We start from the raw sequence: 19291 nt of genomic DNA, 5'->3' as shown, positions 1-19291 counted from the left end.
TCTTTGCCTGGTTGTAGTACGACCGTCGCCCGCGACGGCGGTGCGGGCGACGGTCGCACCTAGTAAGACGGCGGAGCTACTGGTTTGGATTCATATGAATCCGGATTGTTCGCAGACGCCACCAGTTTGGCGTAACGGGTGCCGGCGGTCAGGAGCACCAGGCCGGCGCCGAGGAACGCGAGTACGCGCGCGATCCCGTCGAGCGCCGAGAGGTCGAACAGCACCAGCTTGACCACCGCGGCGCCGACCAGGATCAGGCCACAGATCCGCAGCGCCTTGTTGTTGATCCCCTTGACCAGCAAGAACAATGCGGCGACGGTCCACGACACGGTGACGACCGAGTGTCCGAACAGGAACCCGCTCTCGTCCGGCGACACCAGCAGCGCGGCGCACAGCACCGCACCCGCCGCGCCGTAGAGCAGCACGAGCCCGGAGATGATCCACGGGAACGGGTGCCTGGCCGGCTCGCGCAGCACCTGCATCTTCAGCGCGGCCCACGGCGCGACCGCCGCGTAGATGCCCAGCACGAGTGCCGTGACCAGTCCGGCGGCGTAGTCGCCCTGGGTGACGGTGAGGTAGCGGGGTTCCTCGGCCAGCCACGTGAGCGGCACGGCCTGAACGACCGTCATCAGGAACCCGACGGCACCGAACACGATCGACCCGACCAGCGCGCTCTTCTTGTTCAGCCGCGCCGCGAGGAACGCCAGCAGCACCGCCTCGGCCAGCACGATCGCCGTCCGCACGTTGCCGTCGAGAGCGATCACCGTCGTCTGGAACAGCGCGAGCATGCCCGTCGCGCCGGCCGCCGTCGTGAACGCGCGCGGCAGGTCAGGGACCATCCAGATCGCCAGCAGCACCGCGGCGACGGCGCCGGCGAGGATCGAGTTGGCCGGGTCGTGCAGCAGCGTGGTCGCGAACATCGCGGGCAACGCCGAGCCCGCGATCAGCGCGATCGCGACGACGTCGTCCGGACGCTTCCGGATCGTCAGCAGGGCGACCACCATGCCGACGACGGTCGTGGCACCGGCGACTGCGACGACGGTCCACTCGAAGTCGGCCGGGATGGCCCGGGCGGTCGCGAGCAGCGAGGCGATGATCGGCGGGAAGCCGCCGGCGATCGCGAGACCCGGCCAGTTGCGCTGGATCTGGACCGGCGTGCTGGCCATCTTGAGGACCAGCAGGAAGCCGACCAGGAGCACCGTGAAGCCGTCGGTCAATATCGGCGAGCAGATGGCACACGCTGCGACAACGCCGACCGCGAGCGTTTGCGACTCCCACCGCAACGCGAGCACGACACCGGCCGCCGCGACACCGAGCCCGACGACGAGACCGACGCCAGGAGGCAGGTACTCGTACAGGCTCGTGGCGGCGATGACGTCGAGGTAGAGGCCTGCGAAACCGGTGGCCGCCAAAGCGAACGCCCCGGTGCGGCCGGCCGGGTTGCGGTGCAGCCACATGCCGATGCCGACCAACGCGCCGCTGAACACCGCACCACCGATGACGCGCGGCATCGGGCCGAGCCACCCGCGCTGGATGGCGAGGATCAGCAGCAGCACGAAGCCGAGCACGGTGATCGCGCCACCGACCCACGCCAGCAGCTTCGACCCGGCGCCGTCCTTGCCGAGCTTCTCGAACAGCGTCTCGCGCGGCTGCGGAGGCGCCCACGGCTGCTGCGCCTGCGGCCACTGCGCCTGGGGTGGCGGCTGCTGCGGCCACGGCTGCTGCGGCCCGGCTCCAGGAGTACGCGGGGAGCTTTCGTACTCCTGGAGAGGACGCGGGGGCCCCGCGTGCGGCTGAGCCCAAGGGCTCGGCGGTGGTTCGGGTGCCGCGACAGGAGGAGCCACGACCGGCTCCGGGGTGGGCGGTGCCGCGGTCGCGACCGAAGCGGAGTGCTCCCGCATCTCCGAGCTGATCATCGTCAGCCGCTGCCCGATGGCCGCGAGCTCCAGCGCGAGGCGCTGCTCGTACCCGAGGCGATCCTGTCCGTCCATGTGATCAGAGTGAGGCAGACCACGCCCAGTGACATCCGTACACCTACTCATCCAGCTTGACTACATAGGTGTGTAATCGATTAACTTCTGCGCCGTGACGACCATGAAGGACGTCGCGCTGCACGCCGGCGTCTCCACGGCCACCGTGTCGCGCGTGCTCAACGGCCACGCCGCACCGACGCCCGAGACCCGTGAGCGCGTGCTCGCCGCGATCGAGGAGCTCGGCTACCGGCCCAACGCCCTGGCGCGATCCCTCAGGACCACCAGCACCCAGACCCTCGGTCTGGTCATCAGCGACCTGCTGAACCCGTTCTTCGCCGAGATCGCCCGAGCGGTCGAGGACGAAGCCCGGTCACACGGCTACTGCGTCGTGATCGGGAACGCCGACGAGAGCGCCGAGCAGGAGGCCACGTACGTGCGCACCCTGCTCGACCGCCGGGTGGACGGCCTCCTGCTGTGCCCCGCGACCGACGACCCGAGCCTGGTTCGCGAAGTGAGCGCAGGCGGCGTACCGCTCGTCCTGCTCGACCGGACGGTCAGGGGCGCCACATGCCCCGTCGTCCGCGCCGACGGCAGCGAGGCATTGACCGCGCTCGCCCGGCGGCTCGTCGGCGCCGGCCACTCTCGCATCGGTGTGATCGCGGGACCGCCGGACACCTCCACTGGAAGAGAACGAACCGACGTGCTGACCGGCGCGCTCGGTGGCGTCGCGCGCGTTGTGCACGGCGACTTCCGGCAGGAGAGCGGCAGCCAGGCCGCCGCGAAGCTGATCGACGACGGAGTCACCGCGCTCGTCGTGATGGACAACCTGATGGGCCTCGGCGCGCTGGGCGAGATCAGGGCTCGCGGCCTGCAGATTCCGCACGACATCGCGTTCGCGGTGTTCGACGACCAGCCGTGGTTCCCGCTGCTCGACCCGCCGATCACGGTCATCGCGCAGCCGACCGTGGAGATGGGCCGGGCCGCCGCGCGCAGCCTGCTCGCCCTGATCAACGGCCAGCAGCCCGACGACGTCCGCCTCACCGCGAAGCTCGTCCTGCGCGGTTCGTGCGGGGAGGCCGAGCTGTGAAGACGCTCATCACCGCTCGTGGGATCACCAAGCACTTCGGGGCCACCAAGGCGTTGGACGGCGTCGACCTCGACATCAACGCGGGTGAGGTCCACGTCCTGCTCGGCGAGAACGGCGCGGGCAAGTCCACGCTGGTCAAGGTCCTCGCGGGCATCCACAGCCACGACGCGGGCACGATCGAGGGCAACGCCAGCCTCGCCGTGATCCACCAGGAGCTCGCGCTCGTCCCGGAACTGTCCGTCGCGGAGAACCTGTTCCTGAACCGGCTTCCGCGCAAGTACGGGTTCGTCGACCGCGCGGAGATGCGCCGCCGCGCCCCCGAGCTCCTCGACCGGGTCGGGCTCAACGTCGACCCGAACGCCAAGGTCAAAGACCTCGGCATCGCCCAGCAGCAGATGATCGAGATCGCCCGCGCGCTCGACAAGAACGCCGGCGTGCTGATCCTCGACGAGCCGACCGCGGTGCTCACCGACACCGAGACCGACCGGTTGCTGCAGATCATGGCTCAGCTGCGCCGCAACGGCGTCGGCCTGGTCTTCATCACCCACCACCTCGACGAGATCCAGCGCATCGCCGACCGGATCACGGTCCTCCGCGACGGCAGATCAGTCGGCGTCCTCGGACCGCGCGCCACCACCCAGCACATGATCGAGCTGATGGTCGGCCGTCCGATCGAGGAGCAGTACCCGCGCGCACAGCAGCGACCCGGCCGGCCACTCCTGCGGATCTCGAACATGACCAGGCGCGGCGTGTTCCGCGACGTCAACATCGAGGTCCACGCGGGCGAGGTCGTCGGTATCGCGGGTCTCGTCGGTGCGGGACGAACGGAAGTCGCCCGCGCCGCGTTCGGGGTGGACGGCTACGACCACGGCACGGTCGAGGTCGACGGGAAACCGTTGCCGCGCGGGAACGTCCAGGCCGCCATCAAGGCAGGACTGGGACTCGTGCCGGAAGACCGCAAGGGCCAGGGCCTGGTGCTGACCGCGACCGTCGGCGAGAACCTGGAGCTGGCCACGCTGGCGAACCGCGACCGCAGGCGCCTGCACGACATCGCGGGCAAGCTCCGGATCAAGGGCCGCGTCGAGCAGCCAGTGAAGGAGCTCTCCGGCGGCAACCAGCAGAAGGTCGTCATCGGCAAGTGGCTGCTGGCCGACCCGAAGGTGCTGATCCTCGACGAGCCCACGCGCGGCGTCGACGTCGGCGCCAAGGTCGAGATCTACGAGCTGATCAACCGGATGACCGCACAGGGCCGGGCCGTGCTGCTCGTGTCCAGCGACCTGCCCGAGGTGATCGGGATGAGCGACCGCGTCGTCGTGATGGCACACGGCCGGGTGGCCGGTGAGCTGCCCAAGGGCGCGACCCAAGACCAGGTGATGGCACTCGCCGTGCAGGAGATCTCAGCGTGAGCACGATCAGCATTCGCAAGTACACCAGTGAGAACGGGGCGCTGGTGGGGCTCGTCCTGCTCGCTCTGGTGATCACGGTCATGCAGCCGGCGTTCATCTCCGTGCAGAACCTGCTCAACGTCGGTGTCCAGGCCACGGTCATCGCGATCATGGCGTTCGGCATGACGTTCGTGGTCGTCGCGGGTGGCATCGACCTGTCGGTGGGCAGCGTCGCCGCGCTGGCCGCCGTGGTCGGCGCGCTCACCGCCGGCCCGATCGGCCTCGTCGTCGGCGCGCTCTGCGGTCTCGTCAACGGTGCGCTGATCAGCTACGGGAAGCTGCCACCGTTCATCGCGACGCTGTCCATGCTGAGCATCGCGCGCGGTCTCTCGGTGGTCGTCGCCGACGGTCAGCCGCACGAGACCGACGCCGTGGTGACGTTCCTCGGCTCGAACCTCGCACCCAGCTTGCCGTTGCCGCTGCTGCTGATGCTGGCGTTCTTCGGCATCACCGCCCTGATCCTCACCCGCACCAACCTCGGCCGCCGCATGTACGCGATCGGCGGCAACGAGGAAGCCGCGAAGCTCAGCGGCATCGACGTGCGCAAGAACAAGCTCTGGATCTACGCGCTGTCCGGCCTGTTCGCCGCCGCCGCGGGCCTCGTGCTCGCGGGACGGCTCGGGTCCGCCGGTCCGCAGGCAGCGGTCGGCTACGAGCTCGACGCCATCGCCGCGGTCGTCATCGGCGGTGCGTCGTTGTCCGGTGGCGTCGGTCGGGCCACCGGGACGTTGGTCGGAGCACTCGTGCTCGCCGTCCTGCGCAACGGTCTCAACCTGCTGCAGGTGCCGCCGTTCTGGCAGGCCGTCGTCATCGGCGTGGTGATCGCTCTCGCCGCGCTGCTCGACTCACTTCGCCGTCGCTGAGAAAACCCGCAACAGGTAAGGAAAACACCAATGAAGGTGACCCGACGGATCGCGCTGACGCTCGGTGCCGCAGCTCTGCTGGCGACCGGGTGCAGCGGTACAGGGGCGTCCGGAGGAAGCAGCATCACGATCGGCCTCGCGGTGTCCACTTTGAACAACCCGTTCTTCGTGCAGCTGCAGCAGGGCGCGCAGGAGATGGCGAACCAGCTCGGCGCCAAGCTGACCGTGGTCGACGCGCAGAACGACGCGACGAACCAGGTCAACCAGGTGCAGACGTTGGTGACCCAGGGCGTCAAGGCGATCATCATCAACCCGGTCGACTCCAAGCAGTCCGCACCCGCCGCGAAGGCCGCCGAGATGGCGAACATCCCGCTGATCTCGGTGGACCGCGCGGTCGACGGCAAGGTCGCCGCCGAGGTCGCCTCGAACAACGTCTCGGGCGGCAGCCTCGCGGCCATCGAGCTCGGCCGCGCCACGTCCGGCGAGGTCGCGCACCTCAAGGGCATTCCGGGCGCGTCGGCGTCGCGTGACCGCGGGCAGGGCTTCGAGCAGGGCCTGAACAGCGGCAACATCAAGGTCGCCGCCACCGCCGTCGCGGACTTCGACCGCGCCAAGGGCCTCAACGAGACCACGAACCTTCTGCAGGGCCACCCCGGCATCAAGGGCATCTTCGCCGAGAACGACGAGATGGCGCTCGGTGCGATCAAGGCTTTGGGTGCCCGTGCGGGCAAGGACGTCATGGTCGTCGGCTTCGACGGCACGCCGGACGGCCTGAAGGCGATCCAGGACGGCACCATGGTCGCGACGATCGCGCAGCAGCCGAAGCTGCTCGGCTCGAAGTCCGTCGAGCAGGCCGTCAAGGCCGCGAAGGGCGAGGCCGTTCAGCAGGTCGTGGACGTCGAGGTGAAGGTCATCACGAAGCAGAACGTGGCAGAGTTCAACAAGTGACGAAGCCTCTGCTCGTGCTCGGGTCCGCCAACGCCGACCTCGTGGTCGAGGTCGGCAGGCGGCCCGGTGGCGGTGAGACCGTGCTCGGCGGCGACACCGTCGTGCTGCCCGGTGGCAAGGGTGCGAACACGGCCGTGGCCGCTGCACGCGTCGGTGCTTCCGTGGCACTCGTCGGCGCTCTTGGTGGTGACGGGTACGGCTCGCTGCTGCGTTCTTCTCTTGAAGATTCGGGAGTCGACACCGCGCTGGTGAAGACGTCCGAGCGGCCCACCGGAATCGCTTACATCACCGTGACTCCGGACGGCGAGAACTCGATCGTCGTCTCCCCCGGTGCCAACGCCGACGTCGCCGAGTCCGATGTGGACGCTCTGTCGTTCGACGGCGTGCAGGTGCTGACGTGCTCGCTGGAAGTGCCGCTGCGGACGGTGATCCACGCGATCGACGTCGCGGCGAAGGCCGGCGTGCAGACGGTGCTGAACCTGTCGCCGGTCGCCGAACTGCCCACGGAGACGCTCAAGCAGCTCACCACGCTGATCGTGAACGAGCACGAGGCCGCGCAGCTCGCGTCGGACTGGCGGCACCTGCTCCGGCTCGGCCCGAAAACCGCGATCGTGACGCTCGGCGAACGCGGGGTGGCCGTGGTGCTTCCCGCCGGGGTCAAGGAGATTCCGGGGATCAAAGTCGACAAGGTCGTCGACACGACCGGTGCCGGTGACGCGTTCGCCGGTGCCTTCTCCGCGCGCCTCGCCGAGGGCGACCGGGTCGTCGTCGCCGCCGAGTACGCCGTGAAGGTCGCCGCGCTGTCCGTCACGAAGGCGGGCGCGCAGCCGTCCTACCCGACCGCGGCCGAGGTCAGCTCACCAGCGGCGGGATGACCTTGACCGGGTCGCCCGACCCGGTGAAGTCGAAGACGGCGAGCTCCTCCTGGTTGCCCAGCTTGGCTTCCAGCCTGCGGAGCTTGCCGTCCTGGTCGAGCCAGTAGCGCAGCCGCGCGTCCGCCTTGTCCTTCTTGGGCCCCTCGAAGATGTCGACAGCCGTGTCGCCGATCTTGTCCGAACGCAGCCAGCGCGCCGAGCTCTGCAACAGCAGCTGGGCGTTCTCCGGCCGGTCGGAACCGAGGTTGACCAGCAGCCGCAGTGCGCCGTCCAGTTCCGAACCGCGTTCCCGCAGCTCGCGGACCTGCCAGTCGACCACCGGAATCGGGTCGATCGGTTTGGTGGACGGGTTGATCGCGAACGCCATCCGGCCGAGGTTCCACTGCACCAGCCCCTTGGAGAACTGGTCGTCCCGGCCGTCCGTGCGCATGCCCGCGTAGCCGAGGTGGTTCACGAAGTCGACCCGGCCGTCCAGCACGAGCTTGCCGCCGGGCGACGGCACGGACGCGGTGAACGCGCTGGTCCCGGTCGTGTAGTTGGAGAACCGGACGAGCGCCAGGCGTTCTGCCTCGGGGATCGAGAGCGGCCGCGGATCTGGCGTGGAACTGCAGGCCGACAGCACCAGCAACAACGCGAGGGCCTTCTTCACGACCGCACCGCCGCGCGGTCGGAGAACAGGTCCTCGGTCGGCACCCCGTACTTCTCGACGTTCGGTGCCTTGTCCGGCAACGGGTCCTTCGGCATCTCCGGCTGCAGCGGAGGAGCCGCGACCTGGTTGAACGGGATTCCGCGCGGCGCGGACGGTTTCGGCAACGGGTCGCCGACGCCGTCGTAGCAGCGTTCGCGGGCGAAGCAGTTGTTCCGGCCGGGCGCGCGTTTCGAGGCCGCGTACAGCACGTCCTGGCCGTTGTGGTTGATCACGTTGCCGTCGAAGAGGTTGTCCAGCGGTGCCATGTCCTCGCTGGAACCCAGCGCGACACCGGTGCCGGGATTGCCGGTGATCAGGTTGCGGGACACCAGGTTCCGCGTGCCGCCCGCGATGCCGAGCCCCAGGCCGAACGCGCCGTCGGCCTGCGCCGGGGAGAGCGCCTCGGCGTTGTCCGACACGAGGTTGCCGGTGAACGTGGCGTCCTCCTGCGGCACGAACGCCTCCTGGTAGTCGGAGTTCGAGGTCATGCCGACGCGGTTGCCGCTGAACCTGTTGCCCAGCACGTACATCTGGCCGGACGCGTTCGTACCCTCGTAACCGACGGCGTTGCGCTCGGCGACGTTGCCGCGCACCACGATGTCGCACGGCTTGCACTGGCCGACGTAGAAGCCGGAGTCCGCGCTGCCGCTCGCGTAGCTCTGCTCGATCACGCCGTGCTGGGCGTCGAACGCGTAGATGCCGTACAGCGCGTTGTTGCTCGCCGTCACGTACGAGACGCGGAAGCCCTGCACCGGCGGGAACTTCTGCGGGTCGAGCTTCGTGTAGCCGTTGCTGCCGCGGCCCATCCCGCCGTTCTCGCTCAGCCCGGTGACCAGGACGCCGTTCAGCGTGTGGTTGCGGACGGTCAGGTTCTGCACCGACACGTCCGGCGCGGTGACCACGATCCCGTTGGCGCGCTTGACCTCGCCGTCGATGATCACGCTGCCGCGCTGGGTGCCCCTGATCGTCAGGCCCTTGGTCCTGACCTGCACGGACTCCTTGTAGACGCCGGGCGACACGACGATGGTCGCGCCCTCCTGCGCCGCGTCCACGGCCGCCTGGATGGTGCCCAGTTGCGCCGGGACGGCGATCTCGCCGCCGAGTTTCGGTGACGCCGCCGACGAGCAACCGGCGACCAGAAACAGTGCTGTCAGTGTGTACGGAGCGCGCACAGCCGGTCACCGTACTGCGCCGTTCGGCCTACTGTCACACTGCCCCTGTGGGCCAACTCTCACGCCGCCGTCTGCTGTACGGCGCTGCTGCTCTTGGGCTACTCGGCGCATGCGGCTCGCCTGGACGCCAGCCCGGCGTCGTCACGCCGCCGCAGCTACATGCTGACATCTCCGTGTGGGACGCGACGGCTCCCCCGTCTGCGCAGGTCAGCTCGTCGGTCACGGTGACGTGGGGGCACGGGATCTCCGGGCTGCCGGAGTTCCCCGGCGACGCGGTCCGGCCGCAGGAGCTGGGCGGGAAGCTGTTCCTGCAGATCTGCGGGGACGATGCCGACGCGGTGAGCGACGCGGCTTCGCGGCTGCGGCCCGATGGTCAGTTGCGGTGGCGTGAGCAGGGTTTTTGCAACTCGGATCGCACGAACGGGTTGGGTTTCAAAGACGGCATCGTCGTGCCGAAGACCGCTCAGGAGTTCGAGCAGGAGGTCTGGCTGCCGGACGGGTCGACGATCGCGGTCGTGCGCCGGATCAAGCTCGACTTCGCGGGCTTCAAGGCGTTGTCCGTCGCTGACCAGGAACGGGTGTTCGGGCGGCGGAAGCACGACGCCGTGCCGTTGTCCGGTGGCGACGAGGTCGATTTGTCGGCAAAGACCCCGGACGGCGAGTACGTGATCCCGGCCGACGCGCACGTCCGGCGCGCGCATCCGCTGCTGGCGGGGGCGGGTCTGATGCTGCGCCGCTCCTACAACTTCGCCGACGGCCTGCTCTTCATCTCGTACCAGCGCGAACTGAAGACGTTTGTGAACACGATGTATCGGATGGTCGATGGAGACGCACTTCTGCGTTACGCCACGACGACCGCCTCCGCCGCTTTCCGCGTTCCGCCGCTGGATTAGTCACACTGAGCTGTCCTCGGTTCCCGGTGGAAGGGTATGGTCTAGACCATGTCGAGCGCGCGGCTGAGCGGTGTCGGTGTCAGCAGTGGCCGGGCTTCTGGCCCCGTGGTCAGGGTCGCGGAAGCCCTCCCGGAACCTCCGCTGGGGCCGCGACCTGCGGATACAAAAGAAGAAGCCTCTCGGATTCGCCCGGCTACCGAGGTCGTCGCGCAGCGCCTGATGGAGCGCGCGAAGTCCGTCGAGGGCGAGGCTCGCGCGGTGCTGGAGACGACGGCGGCGATGGCGGGCGACCCGTCGCTCATCAAGTCGGCCGAGAAACTGGTCGTCGACGAGGCTCTTCCCGCCGCCCGCGCGGTGCACCAGGCCGCCGCGAAGTTCATCTCCGCACTGCAGGCCGCCGGTGGCTACATGGCCGAACGGGCCCGCGACGTCCAGGACGTCCGCGACCGGGTGGTGGCCGAGCTGCTGGGCCTGCCCGCTCCAGGCGTACCGGACCTGGCTTCGCCGTCCGTGCTGGTGGCGCGTGATCTCGCGCCCGCGGACACGGCTGGTCTCGACCCGTCGAAGGTCCTCGCGCTGGTCACCGAGGAGGGCGGCCCCACCTCGCACACCGCGATTCTCGCGCGGTCGCTGGGCATTCCGGCCGTCGTCGCGTGCCGTGGCGTGCTGGCGCTGGACGTTCCTGCTCTTGAAGTCGACGGCGACACCGGGCACGTGCGTGAGTCGGACGGCAAGGTCCGTGCGTCCGGCACCGGCAAGAAGGCCACCTGGAACGGCGTCGGTGTGCTGAAGGACGGCCACCGCGTGAAGGTCCTCGGCAACGTCGGGTCCCCCGCGGACGCCGCTGCCGCTGCCGCCGCCGGTGCGGAGGGCGTCGGCCTCTTCCGCACGGAGTTCTGCTTCCTCGACGCGGCGGAGGAGCCGAGTGTTGCTGAGCAGACTGCTGCCTATGAGGCTGTGCTGGCGCCGTTTAAGGGCAAGCCGGTTGTGGTGCGCACCCTCGACGCGGGCGCGGACAAGCCGCTGGCGTTTCTGAGCCCGGACCCCGAGCCCAACCCGGCTCTCGGTGTCCGCGGCCTGCGCGTGGCCTTCGACCGCCCTGAGGTGCTCGACCGCCAGCTTGAGGCCATCGCCGCCGCGGCTGCCTCCTCCGGTGCCGACGTCTCGGTCATGGCCCCGATGGTCGCCACTGCTGCGGAGGCTTCGTGGTTCGTGGCGCGTGCTCGCCAGGCGGGGATCCAGCGGGCCGGCGTGATGGTCGAGGTTCCGTCGGCCGCGTTGTCGGCGCGCGAGATCCTGCAGGTCGTCGACTTCATCTCCATCGGCACCAACGACCTTGCCCAGTACGTCTTCGCGGCCGACCGCCAGCTCGGTGGCGTGGCCGCGCTGAACGACCCGTGGCAGCCGGCGTTGCTGCGCCTTATCGCCCAGGTCGGCGAGGCGGCGACCGCGGCCGGCAAGCCGATCGGTGTGTGTGGTGAGGCGGCGGCCGACCCGTTGCTCGCGTGCGTGCTCATCGGCATGGGAGTCACGTCGTTGTCGATGAACCACACGGCTCTCGCGGATGTCGGCGCGAAGCTCGCCACGTCCAGCATGGACATCTGCCAGCTCGCGGCTCGTGGCGCACTGGCGGCTCCCGACCCGGCGACCGCGAAGCTCGCCGCTAGGGCACCGCACTAGTCCGCAGCTCGTCGAGGACCGCCCGGATCAACGGGTGGTCCTCGGAGCCTCTGCGCACTGCCGCCACGACTCGTCGCAGCGGCACGACTCCTTTGACCGGCACTCCGCGCACGGCGTTGCGCGGTGCCAGTGCCACCCCAGCACCCGCCGCCACCAGCGCTTGGATCGCCCGGAAGTCGTCAGACGTGTGCTGGATCCGCGGCGCGAACCCGGCCTGCGCGCACGCCATCTCGACGACGTCTCGCAGCGGGTTGCCGGGCAGCGTCACGACCCAGTCCTCGTCGGCCAGCGCGGCGAGGTCAACCGGTCCGCTGCCGAGGGGGTGATCCGGTGGCAGCACCACGTCGAAAGGCTCGGTGTAGAGCGGGAACGACGTGAAGCGGTCGGTCGACCGGTGCTCCTCGGTGATCGCCACGTCGATCTCGCCGTCGAGCAGCAGCCGCACGCTCTCGTGGCCCTCCGCGTCCCGCACTGACAGCTCGATCGACCGTTCCCGCAACGCCTTGAGCGCGGGTGCGACGACCTGCGTGATCGCCGACGCGAACGCCGCCAGCGCGACCCGTCCGGAAGATCCCGCGGTGAGAGCGTCCAAAGTGGCCTGTGCGCGTTCCAGTTCCGCCGCGACGGCATGGGCGTGCGCGACGAGCAGCTCACCGGCGGGAGTGAGCGAGACCCGGCGTCCTTTTCGGAGCAACAACGGGTGGCCCGCTTCGGACTCCAGGGCAGCGAGCTGCTGCGACACCGCTGACGGCGTGAGGTGCAGCGCGGCCGCCGCGGCCGTCACCGTGCCGTGGTCAGCCAACGCGCGCAGCACGCGGAGCCGTCGTGGGTCGATCACCGCTCAATGATGGGGGATTCCACTTCCGCGTTCACGGGGACGTCCTGCGGCACGATCGGGTCGATGCTCACCTGTTCCAGCAGGAGGTACTCCTCCACCGAGATGGGCGAGTTCGCGGGCAGGCCGTGCTGCGCGGTGGTGATCATGTCCCGTCTGACCACCGGCATGCCGGTCTCCGGGTTGATCACCAGTTGCGTCTCGACCCCGGCGAACTGGAAGGTCGGCGGCGCGGGGATCGCCACGCCGATGCCCGCGCGGTCCTCACTCAGTCGGACCTCGCCGAGGAACCTGGCCCCGTCGAGGGTCTTGAGCAGCTCGAACACGGCCTGCCGCTGGTCGTGTCGCACGTTCGACGCCATCAGCTCCATCGCGAGCGACCCGATCCGGTAGGGGTCCTTGCCCACGATGGGCTCCAGCGTCTTCTTCAGCTCCCGCGCGTCCGCCGGCAGCGAGTCGAGCGAGTCGAGACGTGCCGCGCTGTGCAGGGACATCTGGAACCCGGCGACATCGGTCTTCTGCACGGCAGGCTTCATCGGCCCGATGCGCACCAGGTGCGTTCCGCCGACCTGGGGCACCGTCGCCGGCCTGCCCGCCGCCTCCCACGGGTCGGCGTCGCGTTGCAGCGAGAACGGCCGCACATCTCCGTCCTTCTGCACGACCGTGACCTGCTGGTTCGCCGACAGCCACCGGTCGGTCTTGGAGTCGATGAAGACGGCGTACGGGTTCGCGGGATCGCCGACGATCATCATCGACCACTGCCGCGTCAACGCGTGCCACCACCTCGCCGGCCCGCCGGGCTGCACGGGCGGGGTGGGTTTGGGCAGCAGCACGACCACGAGTCCGATCACCACCGCCGCCACCGCCAGGGGAGCGAACCGCTTGAACGACCGCGAGCGCGTCCGCCTCGTCGCGGTGATGCGCGCGAGGTCGCGCTCCATCCGTTCGGGATCGACCGCGGGCACCGGCGGCTTCAGCCGGGCTAGGTCCTTCAGGAGGTCTTCCATGACTCCCTCGCACGGTCGAAGTTCGCGAACGAGAGAGCAGCCTGCAACCGTCGTCGCGCCCGATGCAGCCGCACGAAGAACGTCGCCGTGGTGCACCCGAGCACCATCGCGGCCTCCGCAGCCGCCAGGCCGTGCCACGCGATCAGCGTGAGCACCTCCTGGTCAGCCTCGGACAGACTCGCCAGCGCCGCCCGCAGTTCGATCACCGCGAAGTCGTCGTCGGCCGCGACCTCGGTGAGCTCGTAGTGCGTCGTCTGCCGCCGGGCCGCGTGGACCAGGTTGCGGGCGATGCCGAGCAGCCACGGCAGGGCGTTCGACGGCATCTGGTCGAGCTTTCGCCACGCGATCGTGAAGGTCTCGCTGGTGATGTCTTCCGCTCGTTGCGCACCCGCGTGGCTCGCGGCATAGGCGAGCACCCGCGGGTAACACTCGCGGTAGACAGCCGAGAAGTCCTCCACGATCGCCCCCTCCCTCTTCACGAGGTAGTGCGCCGACCGCTCGGATTCTTACTGCGGTGTGACTGGGGTCACATCTTGGCACGTGCGGCGACGAACGCGTCGACCGCGCGGTTCACGTCCTCCGTGGTGTGCGCCGCCGACATCTGCGTGCGGATGCGGGCCTTGCCGTGCGGCACCACGGGGTAGGAGAAGCCGATCACGTAGATGCCCTGGTCCAGCAGCAGGTCGGCCAGCCGGGCCGCCTCGGCCGCGTCACCGATCATCACCGGGATGATCGGGTGCTCGCCGGGGAGCAGGTCGAAGCCCTCCTCGGTCATCCGGCGGCGGAACAGCTCGGTGTTGCTGCGCAGCTGGGTCAGCAGTTCGGAAGAGCTCGACAGCATGTCCAGCGTGGCGATCGCGGCTGCGGTGATCGACGGCGCGAGCGAGTTCGAGAACAGGTACGGGCGCGAGCGCTGGCGCAGCAGTTCGACGATCTCCTTCCGGCCGGACGTGTAGCCGCCGGACGCACCGCCGAGTGCCTTGCCGAGCGTGCCGGTGACGATGTCGACCCGGTCCTGCACGCCGAAGAGCTCCGGCGTGCCGCGGCCGGTCGGTCCGGTGAAGCCGACGGCGTGCGAGTCGTCGACCATGACCAGCGCGTTGTACCGCTCTGCCAGGTCGCAGATCTCGTCGAGCGGCGCGAGGTAGCCGTCCATCGAGAACACGCCGTCGGTCGCGATCATCCGGTAGCGCGCGTCGGCGGAGTCCTTGAGCTGGCGCTCCAGGTCGTCCATGTCGCGGTTCTTGTACCGGAAGCGCTTGGCCTTGGAGAGCCGGACACCGTCGATGATCGACGCGTGGTTGAGCTCGTCGGAGATGATCGCGTCCTCGGCGCCGAGCAGCGTCTCGAACAGACCGCCGTTCGCGTCGAAGCACGAGCTGTAGAGGATCGTGTCGTCGGTGCCGAGGAACTCGCTGAGCTTGCGCTCCAGTTCCTTGTGCGGTTCCTGGGTGCCGCAGATGAACCGCACGGACGCCATGCCGAAGCCCCAGTCGTCGAGAGCCTTCTTGGCGGCCTCGATCAGGCGCGGGTGGTCGGCGAGACCGAGGTAGTTGTTGGCGCAGAAGTTCAGGACCTCGTCACCCTGGCCGACCCGGACGGCGGCGTTCTGCGGGGTGCCGATCACGCGCTCGGACTTGTAGAGCCCGGCCTCCCTGATCTCCTCGATGGTCTTGAGGAGGTCGTTCTTCAGCTCGCCGTACATCAGGCTCCCGTCCAGTCGAGGATGACCTTGCCGCACTTGCCCTCGCGCGCGGTGGCGAAGGCCTCCGCGTGCTGCGTGAAGTCGTACCGGTGCGTGATGACCGGCGCGAGGTCGAGGCCGCGCTGCAGCAGCACGGTCATCGAGTACCAGGTCTCGAACATCTCGCGGCCGTAGATCCCCTTGAGGTGCAGCATCTTCAGCACGACGCTGCTCCAGTCGACCGGGAACTCCTCCGCCGGCAGCCCCAGCATCGCGATGCGCCCGCCGTGCGCCATGTTCGCGATCATGCTCTGCAGGGCGGACGGCTTGCCGGACATCTCCATGCCGACGTCGAAACCCTCGGCCATGCCCAGCTCGGCCTGCGCCTGCTCGATCGTCTTCTCGGCGACGTTCACCGCGAGGTCGACGCCGACCTTGCGGGCGAGGTCCAGCCGGTGCTCGGAGACGTCGGTGATCACGACGTTGCGCGCACCCGCGTGCTTGGCCACCGCGGCGGCCATGATGCCGATCGGCCCGGCGCCCGTGATGATCACGTCCTCGCCGATGACCGGGAAGCTCAACGCGGTGTGCACGGCGTTGCCGAACGGGTCGAAGATCGCGGCCACGTCCAGGTCGACGGGCGTCCGGTGCACCCACGCGTTCTGCTCGGGCAGCACCACGTACTTCGCGAACGCGCCGTTGGAGTGCACGCCGAGACCTCGCGTGTTGGCGCACAGATGCCTGCGCCCGGCCTTGCAGTTGCGGCAGGTCCCGCACACGAGGTGGCCCTCGCCGCTGACCAGGTCACCGATCTTCACGCCGGTGACGGACGCGCCGGTCTCGACGACCTCGCCGACGAACTCGTGCCCGAGCGTGAGCGGCGCCTTGATGTTCTGCGCGGCCCAGTCGTCCCACGAGTCGATGTGCAGGTCGGTACCGCAGATGCCGGTGCGCAGGACCCGCACGACCACATCGGTCGGACCCGGCGTGGGGTCGGGAACGTCGGTCAGTTCGAGGCCAGGCCCAGCGGCGACCTTGACGAGAGCCTTCATGCGGGAAGTCTCACCCTTTGCGGCTTGTGCAGTCCATCAGGACTTTCTGAAGTTCTTGTGCAGCTCAGCTTCATTGGCGATGTTGCGCACCATGCCGCCGAACACCACGCCGTGAAACGGCCAGACCACCGCCCAGTAGAGGTGCCCGGCGAGCCCTTTGGGCACGAACACGGCGCGTTGGCGGTAAGTGGACCCGTGTCCTTCGCCGCCCGCCACTCGAAGCTCCAGCCACGCTTGGCCGGGCACCTTCATCTCCGCTCTGAGGCGCAGCAGCCTGCCGCGTTCGAGCTCCTCGACCCGCCACCAGTCGAGCGCCTCGCCGACGTTCAACCGGTGCGGATCCCGGCGGCCTCTGCGCAGGCCGACCCCTCCCACAAGCCGGTCCAGCCAGCCTCTGACGGCCCAGGCCAGCGGAAACGAGTACCAGCCGCGTTCGCCGCCGATGCCCTCGACGACCTCCCACAGCCGTTCGGGGGTGGCACGCGTCCGCCGTTCGCGATCGTCGGTGTAGACCGAACCGCCCGACCAGTCGGGGTCGGTGGGCAACGGCTCGCTCGGCGCACCGGGAGTGGAAGCGCCCGACCAGCGCGTCTCCACGTCGGCGTCGCGGATCTTCGTGAGCGCCAGCTCGACGGCCTTGTCGTAGCCGACGTTCTCACCGGGCAGCACCTCGCGGATGTCGTTCTCGCGGCACACCACCTCGTGCACCAGCGACTCGATCAACGGCTTCGCGATCGACCGCGGGACGGGCGTGACGAGGTTGACCCAGTGCGACGACAGGCCCGGCGTCAGCAGGGGCACGGGCAGCACCCGGCGCTTGGGCAGCCCCGCGACCTGCGCGTACCGGAGCATCATCTCCAGGTACGTGAGCACCTCCGGCCCGCCGATGTCGAACGTCCGGTTCGTGTCTTCGAGCGTCGTCGCGTCGACCAGGTACCGCAGCACGTCCCGCACCGCGATCGGCTGGATCCGGTTGTGCACCCACCTCGGCGTGACCATCACGGGCAACCGCTCGGTGAGGTACCGCAGCATCTCGAACGACGCTGAGCCGGACCCGATGATCACCGCGGCCTGCAGCACCACGGCGGGTGTCCTCGAGCGCAGGAACACCTCACCGACCTCCTTGCGGGAGGCCAGGTGAGGTGACAGCTCGGTGTTCGCGGGGTGCAGTCCGCCCAGGTAGACGATCCGCCGCACCCCAGCGCGTCCGGCGGCTTCCGCGGTGTTCTCGGCGGCTTTCCGATCCGCGTCGGCGAAGTCCTTCGTCTGCAACGAGTGCACGAGGTAGTGGACGACCTCGATGTCCCGCATGGCGTCGTCGAGGTCGCCGAGCACGTCCCCGCGCACGATCTCGACGTCAGCCGCCCACGGCACGTCGCGCAGCTTCTCCGGCGACCGCACCAGGCAACGCACCTGGTGGCCGTCTGCCAGCAGCCGGGGCACGAGTCGTCCGCCGAGGTACCCGGTCGCGCCGGTCACGAGACACCGCATGCCTCGATCCTGCGTGCTGCGACCGTCAGCCGCAGATCAGCGGCCCCGCTTGATCAACACCGAGCCGCCGCGCACGAACCCGCGCAGCTGGAAGTGCGGGTTGCCGACGCCGTTGCGGACCTTGTCCTTGATCTCGCCGGCCTGGATCTCGACGGCGTCGATGTTGACCGACGCGGTGGGCGGGAGCACGAGCTTCACCGAGCCCAGCGACACGTCGAGGTCGACGTTGACCACCGCGGGTACGTCGGCCTGGGTGAAGTCGAGGTTCGTCGAGCCGAGCGTGTTGCGGATGACCAGCTCGTTCGGCACGACCCAGTGGCCCTTGCGGACCGTGGTGCCGAGCGCGTTCTTGAACTCGGTGCGGGCCCGGGCGGCCTCGGTGTTGACCATGCCGGGCAGGTCGATCAGCACGGCGTTCAGGTCTGCCCTGGTCACGGCGCCGAGAGCGGTGTCGGTGCGCGTCGTGAACTCGTCGAGCGTGATCATGCCGCGGCCCACCGCCTTGTTCAGCAGACTGACGACGTGCTCACGTTCGGGGTCGGACACGCGTAAGTCCCTGGGATCTGTCATTGCTCTGCCTCCGGTTCGGCGTCGAGACCGTGCTCGATGGCATAACGCGCCAGCTCCACCCGGTTGTGCAGTTGAAGTTTGCGCAATGTCGACTGGACGTGGTTTTCGACCGTGCGGTGGGAGATCACCAGGCGGTTCGCGATCTGGCGTGCGGTCAGCCCCTTGGCCACCAGCCGGAGCACCTCGGTCTCCCGTTCGGTGAGCTCGGGCTTGTCCTTCGAGTCGTCCGGAGCGGCGGCCATGCGGCGGTACTCGCCCAGCACCAGGCCGGCCAGCCCGGCGGTGAACACGGCGTCACCCGCGGCGGTCCGCGAAACGGCCTCCACGAGCTCCTCTGAGGACGCGGACTTCACCAGGTAACCGGACGCGCCCGCCTTCACGGCCTGCAGCACGTCGTCGTGTTCGCCGGACGCGGACAGCACCAGCACACGGGTGTCCGGCAGCTCACTTGTGATCATCAAGGTCGCGTCGACACCTGACAGCTCACCGAGGTTGAGGTCCATCAGCACCACGTTGGGCCGCACGGCCTTCGCGATGCGCACGGCCGACGCGGCGTCACCCGCGGTCGCCACGATCTCGAAACCGCGCTCCTGGAGGTCGCGTGCCACGCCCTCGCGCCACATCGGGTGGTCGTCCACGACCATCACCGAGACCGTCATCCTGCCGCCCCCTTCCTGAACACCCGAACCTCCCACTCCGTGCCCTCCCCCGGCCCGGTCTGGAGTTCGAGCGTGCCGCCCAGCGATTCCACCCGGCCTTTGATCGACTTCTCGATCCCCATCCTGCCCTCCGCCGCGGCGGAGGCGATGCGGCCGTCCGGGATGCCGGGTCCATCGTCCCGGACACTCAACACGACTTCTTCCCCCAAGTCCTCCAACAGCACCCACGCCCGCGCGTCGTCACCGGCGTGCTTGTCCACGTTGGACAGTGCTTCGCGGACCAGCGAGTGGAGCTCTCCCGCCATCCCCGCCTTGAGCATCACCTGCGTGGCCGGGGTGGACACCTGAATGCGAGGCGTGGCCAGCAGC

The 19291-nt window shown here is 69.2% G+C and carries 19 protein-coding genes; 7 read left to right on the top strand and 12 right to left on the bottom strand.

Features of this window, described 5'->3' with window-relative positions; all coding sequences use genetic code 11:
• Positions 1–59: 59 nt before the first annotated feature.
• Entirely contained in the window at positions 60–1991 is a 1932-nt protein-coding gene (locus ABZX92_RS32735) for a DUF2339 domain-containing protein (RefSeq protein ID WP_355567948.1), read from the bottom strand.
• A gap of 103 nt (positions 1992–2094) precedes the next feature.
• On the opposite strand from ABZX92_RS32735, the gene ABZX92_RS32730 reads away from it, so the two are divergent.
• The 5 genes from ABZX92_RS32730 to ABZX92_RS32710 are packed head-to-tail and all read left to right on the top strand — an operon-like array spanning position 2095 to position 7191.
• On the top strand, positions 2095–3060 hold the full coding sequence (locus ABZX92_RS32730) for a LacI family DNA-binding transcriptional regulator (protein ID WP_355567968.1): 966 nt from the start codon (positions 2095–2097) through the stop codon (positions 3058–3060).
• Complete coding sequence (locus tag ABZX92_RS32725) at positions 3057–4466, top strand: sugar ABC transporter ATP-binding protein (RefSeq protein WP_355567946.1); 1410 nt, start codon at positions 3057–3059, stop codon at positions 4464–4466. The genes ABZX92_RS32730 and ABZX92_RS32725 overlap by 4 nt, the downstream gene beginning before the upstream one ends.
• Positions 4463–5368, top strand: a complete 906-nt coding sequence (locus tag ABZX92_RS32720; RefSeq protein ID WP_355567943.1) for an ABC transporter permease — start codon at positions 4463–4465, stop codon at positions 5366–5368. Before ABZX92_RS32725 ends, ABZX92_RS32720 begins: the two co-directional genes overlap by 4 nt.
• A 30-nt stretch (positions 5369–5398) precedes the next feature.
• Positions 5399–6316, top strand: coding sequence for a substrate-binding domain-containing protein (locus tag ABZX92_RS32715; RefSeq protein ID WP_355567940.1), 918 nt, complete (start codon positions 5399–5401; stop codon positions 6314–6316).
• A complete protein-coding gene (locus ABZX92_RS32710) occupies positions 6313–7191 on the top strand; it encodes a ribokinase (RefSeq protein ID WP_355567937.1) in 879 nt (292 codons plus the stop codon). Before ABZX92_RS32715 ends, ABZX92_RS32710 begins: the two co-directional genes overlap by 4 nt.
• Here ABZX92_RS32710 and ABZX92_RS32705 read toward each other — a convergent pair.
• Positions 7169–7840 (bottom strand): hypothetical protein, encoded by a 672-nt coding sequence (locus tag ABZX92_RS32705; protein WP_355567934.1) that lies wholly within the window; start codon positions 7838–7840, stop codon positions 7169–7171. The genes ABZX92_RS32710 and ABZX92_RS32705 overlap by 23 nt on opposite strands.
• Positions 7837–9051, bottom strand: coding sequence for a right-handed parallel beta-helix repeat-containing protein (locus ABZX92_RS32700; RefSeq protein WP_355567932.1), 1215 nt, complete (start codon positions 9049–9051; stop codon positions 7837–7839). Before ABZX92_RS32700 ends, ABZX92_RS32705 begins: the two co-directional genes overlap by 4 nt.
• 47 nt (positions 9052–9098) lie before the next feature.
• On the opposite strand from ABZX92_RS32700, the gene ABZX92_RS32695 reads away from it, so the two are divergent.
• Together ABZX92_RS32695 and ptsP are read left to right on the top strand one after the other, a co-directional pair.
• The gene (locus ABZX92_RS32695) at positions 9099–9944 is read left to right on the top strand and encodes a Dyp-type peroxidase (protein WP_355567929.1); all 846 of its coding nucleotides are present in this window, start codon (positions 9099–9101) and stop codon (positions 9942–9944) included.
• 48 nt (positions 9945–9992) lie between these two features.
• Positions 9993–11624 (top strand): phosphoenolpyruvate--protein phosphotransferase, encoded by a 1632-nt coding sequence (gene ptsP / locus ABZX92_RS32690; RefSeq protein ID WP_355567926.1) that lies wholly within the window; start codon positions 9993–9995, stop codon positions 11622–11624.
• On the opposite strand, the gene ABZX92_RS32685 is transcribed toward ptsP, so the two are convergent.
• The 9 genes from ABZX92_RS32685 to ABZX92_RS32645 all read right to left on the bottom strand — a co-directional run.
• Positions 11608–12462, bottom strand: coding sequence for a LysR family transcriptional regulator (locus ABZX92_RS32685; protein WP_355567923.1), 855 nt, complete (start codon positions 12460–12462; stop codon positions 11608–11610). The two genes, ptsP and ABZX92_RS32685, sit on opposite strands and share 17 nt — an antisense overlap.
• Positions 12459–13466, bottom strand: coding sequence for a hypothetical protein (locus tag ABZX92_RS32680; protein ID WP_355567921.1), 1008 nt, complete (start codon positions 13464–13466; stop codon positions 12459–12461). The genes ABZX92_RS32685 and ABZX92_RS32680 overlap by 4 nt, the downstream gene beginning before the upstream one ends.
• Positions 13451–13945, bottom strand: a complete 495-nt coding sequence (locus ABZX92_RS32675) for a sigma-70 family RNA polymerase sigma factor (RefSeq protein WP_355567918.1) — start codon at positions 13943–13945, stop codon at positions 13451–13453. Before ABZX92_RS32675 ends, ABZX92_RS32680 begins: the two co-directional genes overlap by 16 nt.
• A gap of 47 nt (positions 13946–13992) precedes the next feature.
• Entirely contained in the window at positions 13993–15171 is a 1179-nt protein-coding gene (locus ABZX92_RS32670) for a glycine C-acetyltransferase (protein WP_355567915.1), read from the bottom strand.
• Complete coding sequence (tdh, locus tag ABZX92_RS32665; protein ID WP_355567912.1) at positions 15171–16202, bottom strand: L-threonine 3-dehydrogenase; 1032 nt, start codon at positions 16200–16202, stop codon at positions 15171–15173. The genes ABZX92_RS32670 and tdh overlap by 1 nt, the downstream gene beginning before the upstream one ends.
• A gap of 36 nt (positions 16203–16238) precedes the next feature.
• Positions 16239–17693: an SDR family oxidoreductase gene (locus ABZX92_RS32660; protein ID WP_355567909.1), complete on the bottom strand. Its 1455-nt coding sequence runs from the start codon at positions 17691–17693 to the stop codon at positions 16239–16241.
• 36 nt (positions 17694–17729) lie between these two features.
• Complete coding sequence (locus tag ABZX92_RS32655) at positions 17730–18239, bottom strand: DUF1707 domain-containing protein (protein ID WP_355567906.1); 510 nt, start codon at positions 18237–18239, stop codon at positions 17730–17732.
• A gap of 20 nt (positions 18240–18259) precedes the next feature.
• The gene (locus ABZX92_RS32650) at positions 18260–18922 is read right to left on the bottom strand and encodes a response regulator transcription factor (protein ID WP_045313258.1); all 663 of its coding nucleotides are present in this window, start codon (positions 18920–18922) and stop codon (positions 18260–18262) included.
• On the bottom strand, positions 18919–19291 hold a 373-nt coding region (locus tag ABZX92_RS32645; protein WP_355567903.1), incomplete at its 5' end, for an ATP-binding protein. The genes ABZX92_RS32650 and ABZX92_RS32645, both read right to left, overlap by 4 nt.

Source organism: Lentzea sp. NPDC006480 (genome assembly GCF_040611995.1).
Classification (GTDB): domain Bacteria; phylum Actinomycetota; class Actinomycetes; order Mycobacteriales; family Pseudonocardiaceae; genus Lentzea.
This window is presented reverse-complemented; position numbering and strand designations above follow the sequence as displayed.

Excerpts from the sequence above, each read along its gene's own strand:
- ABZX92_RS32735 (WP_355567948.1), bottom strand. The coding sequence starts at position 1,991 with ATGGACGGACAGGATCGCCTCGGGTACGAGCAGCGCCTCGCGCTGGAG.
- ABZX92_RS32730 (WP_355567968.1), top strand. The coding sequence starts at position 2,095 with ATGAAGGACGTCGCGCTGCACGCCGGCGTCTCCACGGCCACCGTGTCG.
- ABZX92_RS32715 (WP_355567940.1), top strand. The coding sequence starts at position 5,399 with ATGAAGGTGACCCGACGGATCGCGCTGACGCTCGGTGCCGCAGCTCTG.
- ptsP (WP_355567926.1), top strand. The coding sequence starts at position 9,993 with ATGTCGAGCGCGCGGCTGAGCGGTGTCGGTGTCAGCAGTGGCCGGGCT.
- ABZX92_RS32680 (WP_355567921.1), bottom strand. The coding sequence starts at position 13,466 with ATGGAAGACCTCCTGAAGGACCTAGCCCGGCTGAAGCCGCCGGTGCCC.
- ABZX92_RS32670 (WP_355567915.1), bottom strand. The coding sequence starts at position 15,171 with ATGTACGGCGAGCTGAAGAACGACCTCCTCAAGACCATCGAGGAGATC.
- tdh (WP_355567912.1), bottom strand. The coding sequence starts at position 16,202 with ATGAAGGCTCTCGTCAAGGTCGCCGCTGGGCCTGGCCTCGAACTGACC.
- ABZX92_RS32660 (WP_355567909.1), bottom strand. The coding sequence starts at position 17,693 with ATGCGGTGTCTCGTGACCGGCGCGACCGGGTACCTCGGCGGACGACTC.
- ABZX92_RS32650 (WP_045313258.1), bottom strand. The coding sequence starts at position 18,922 with ATGACGGTCTCGGTGATGGTCGTGGACGACCACCCGATGTGGCGCGAG.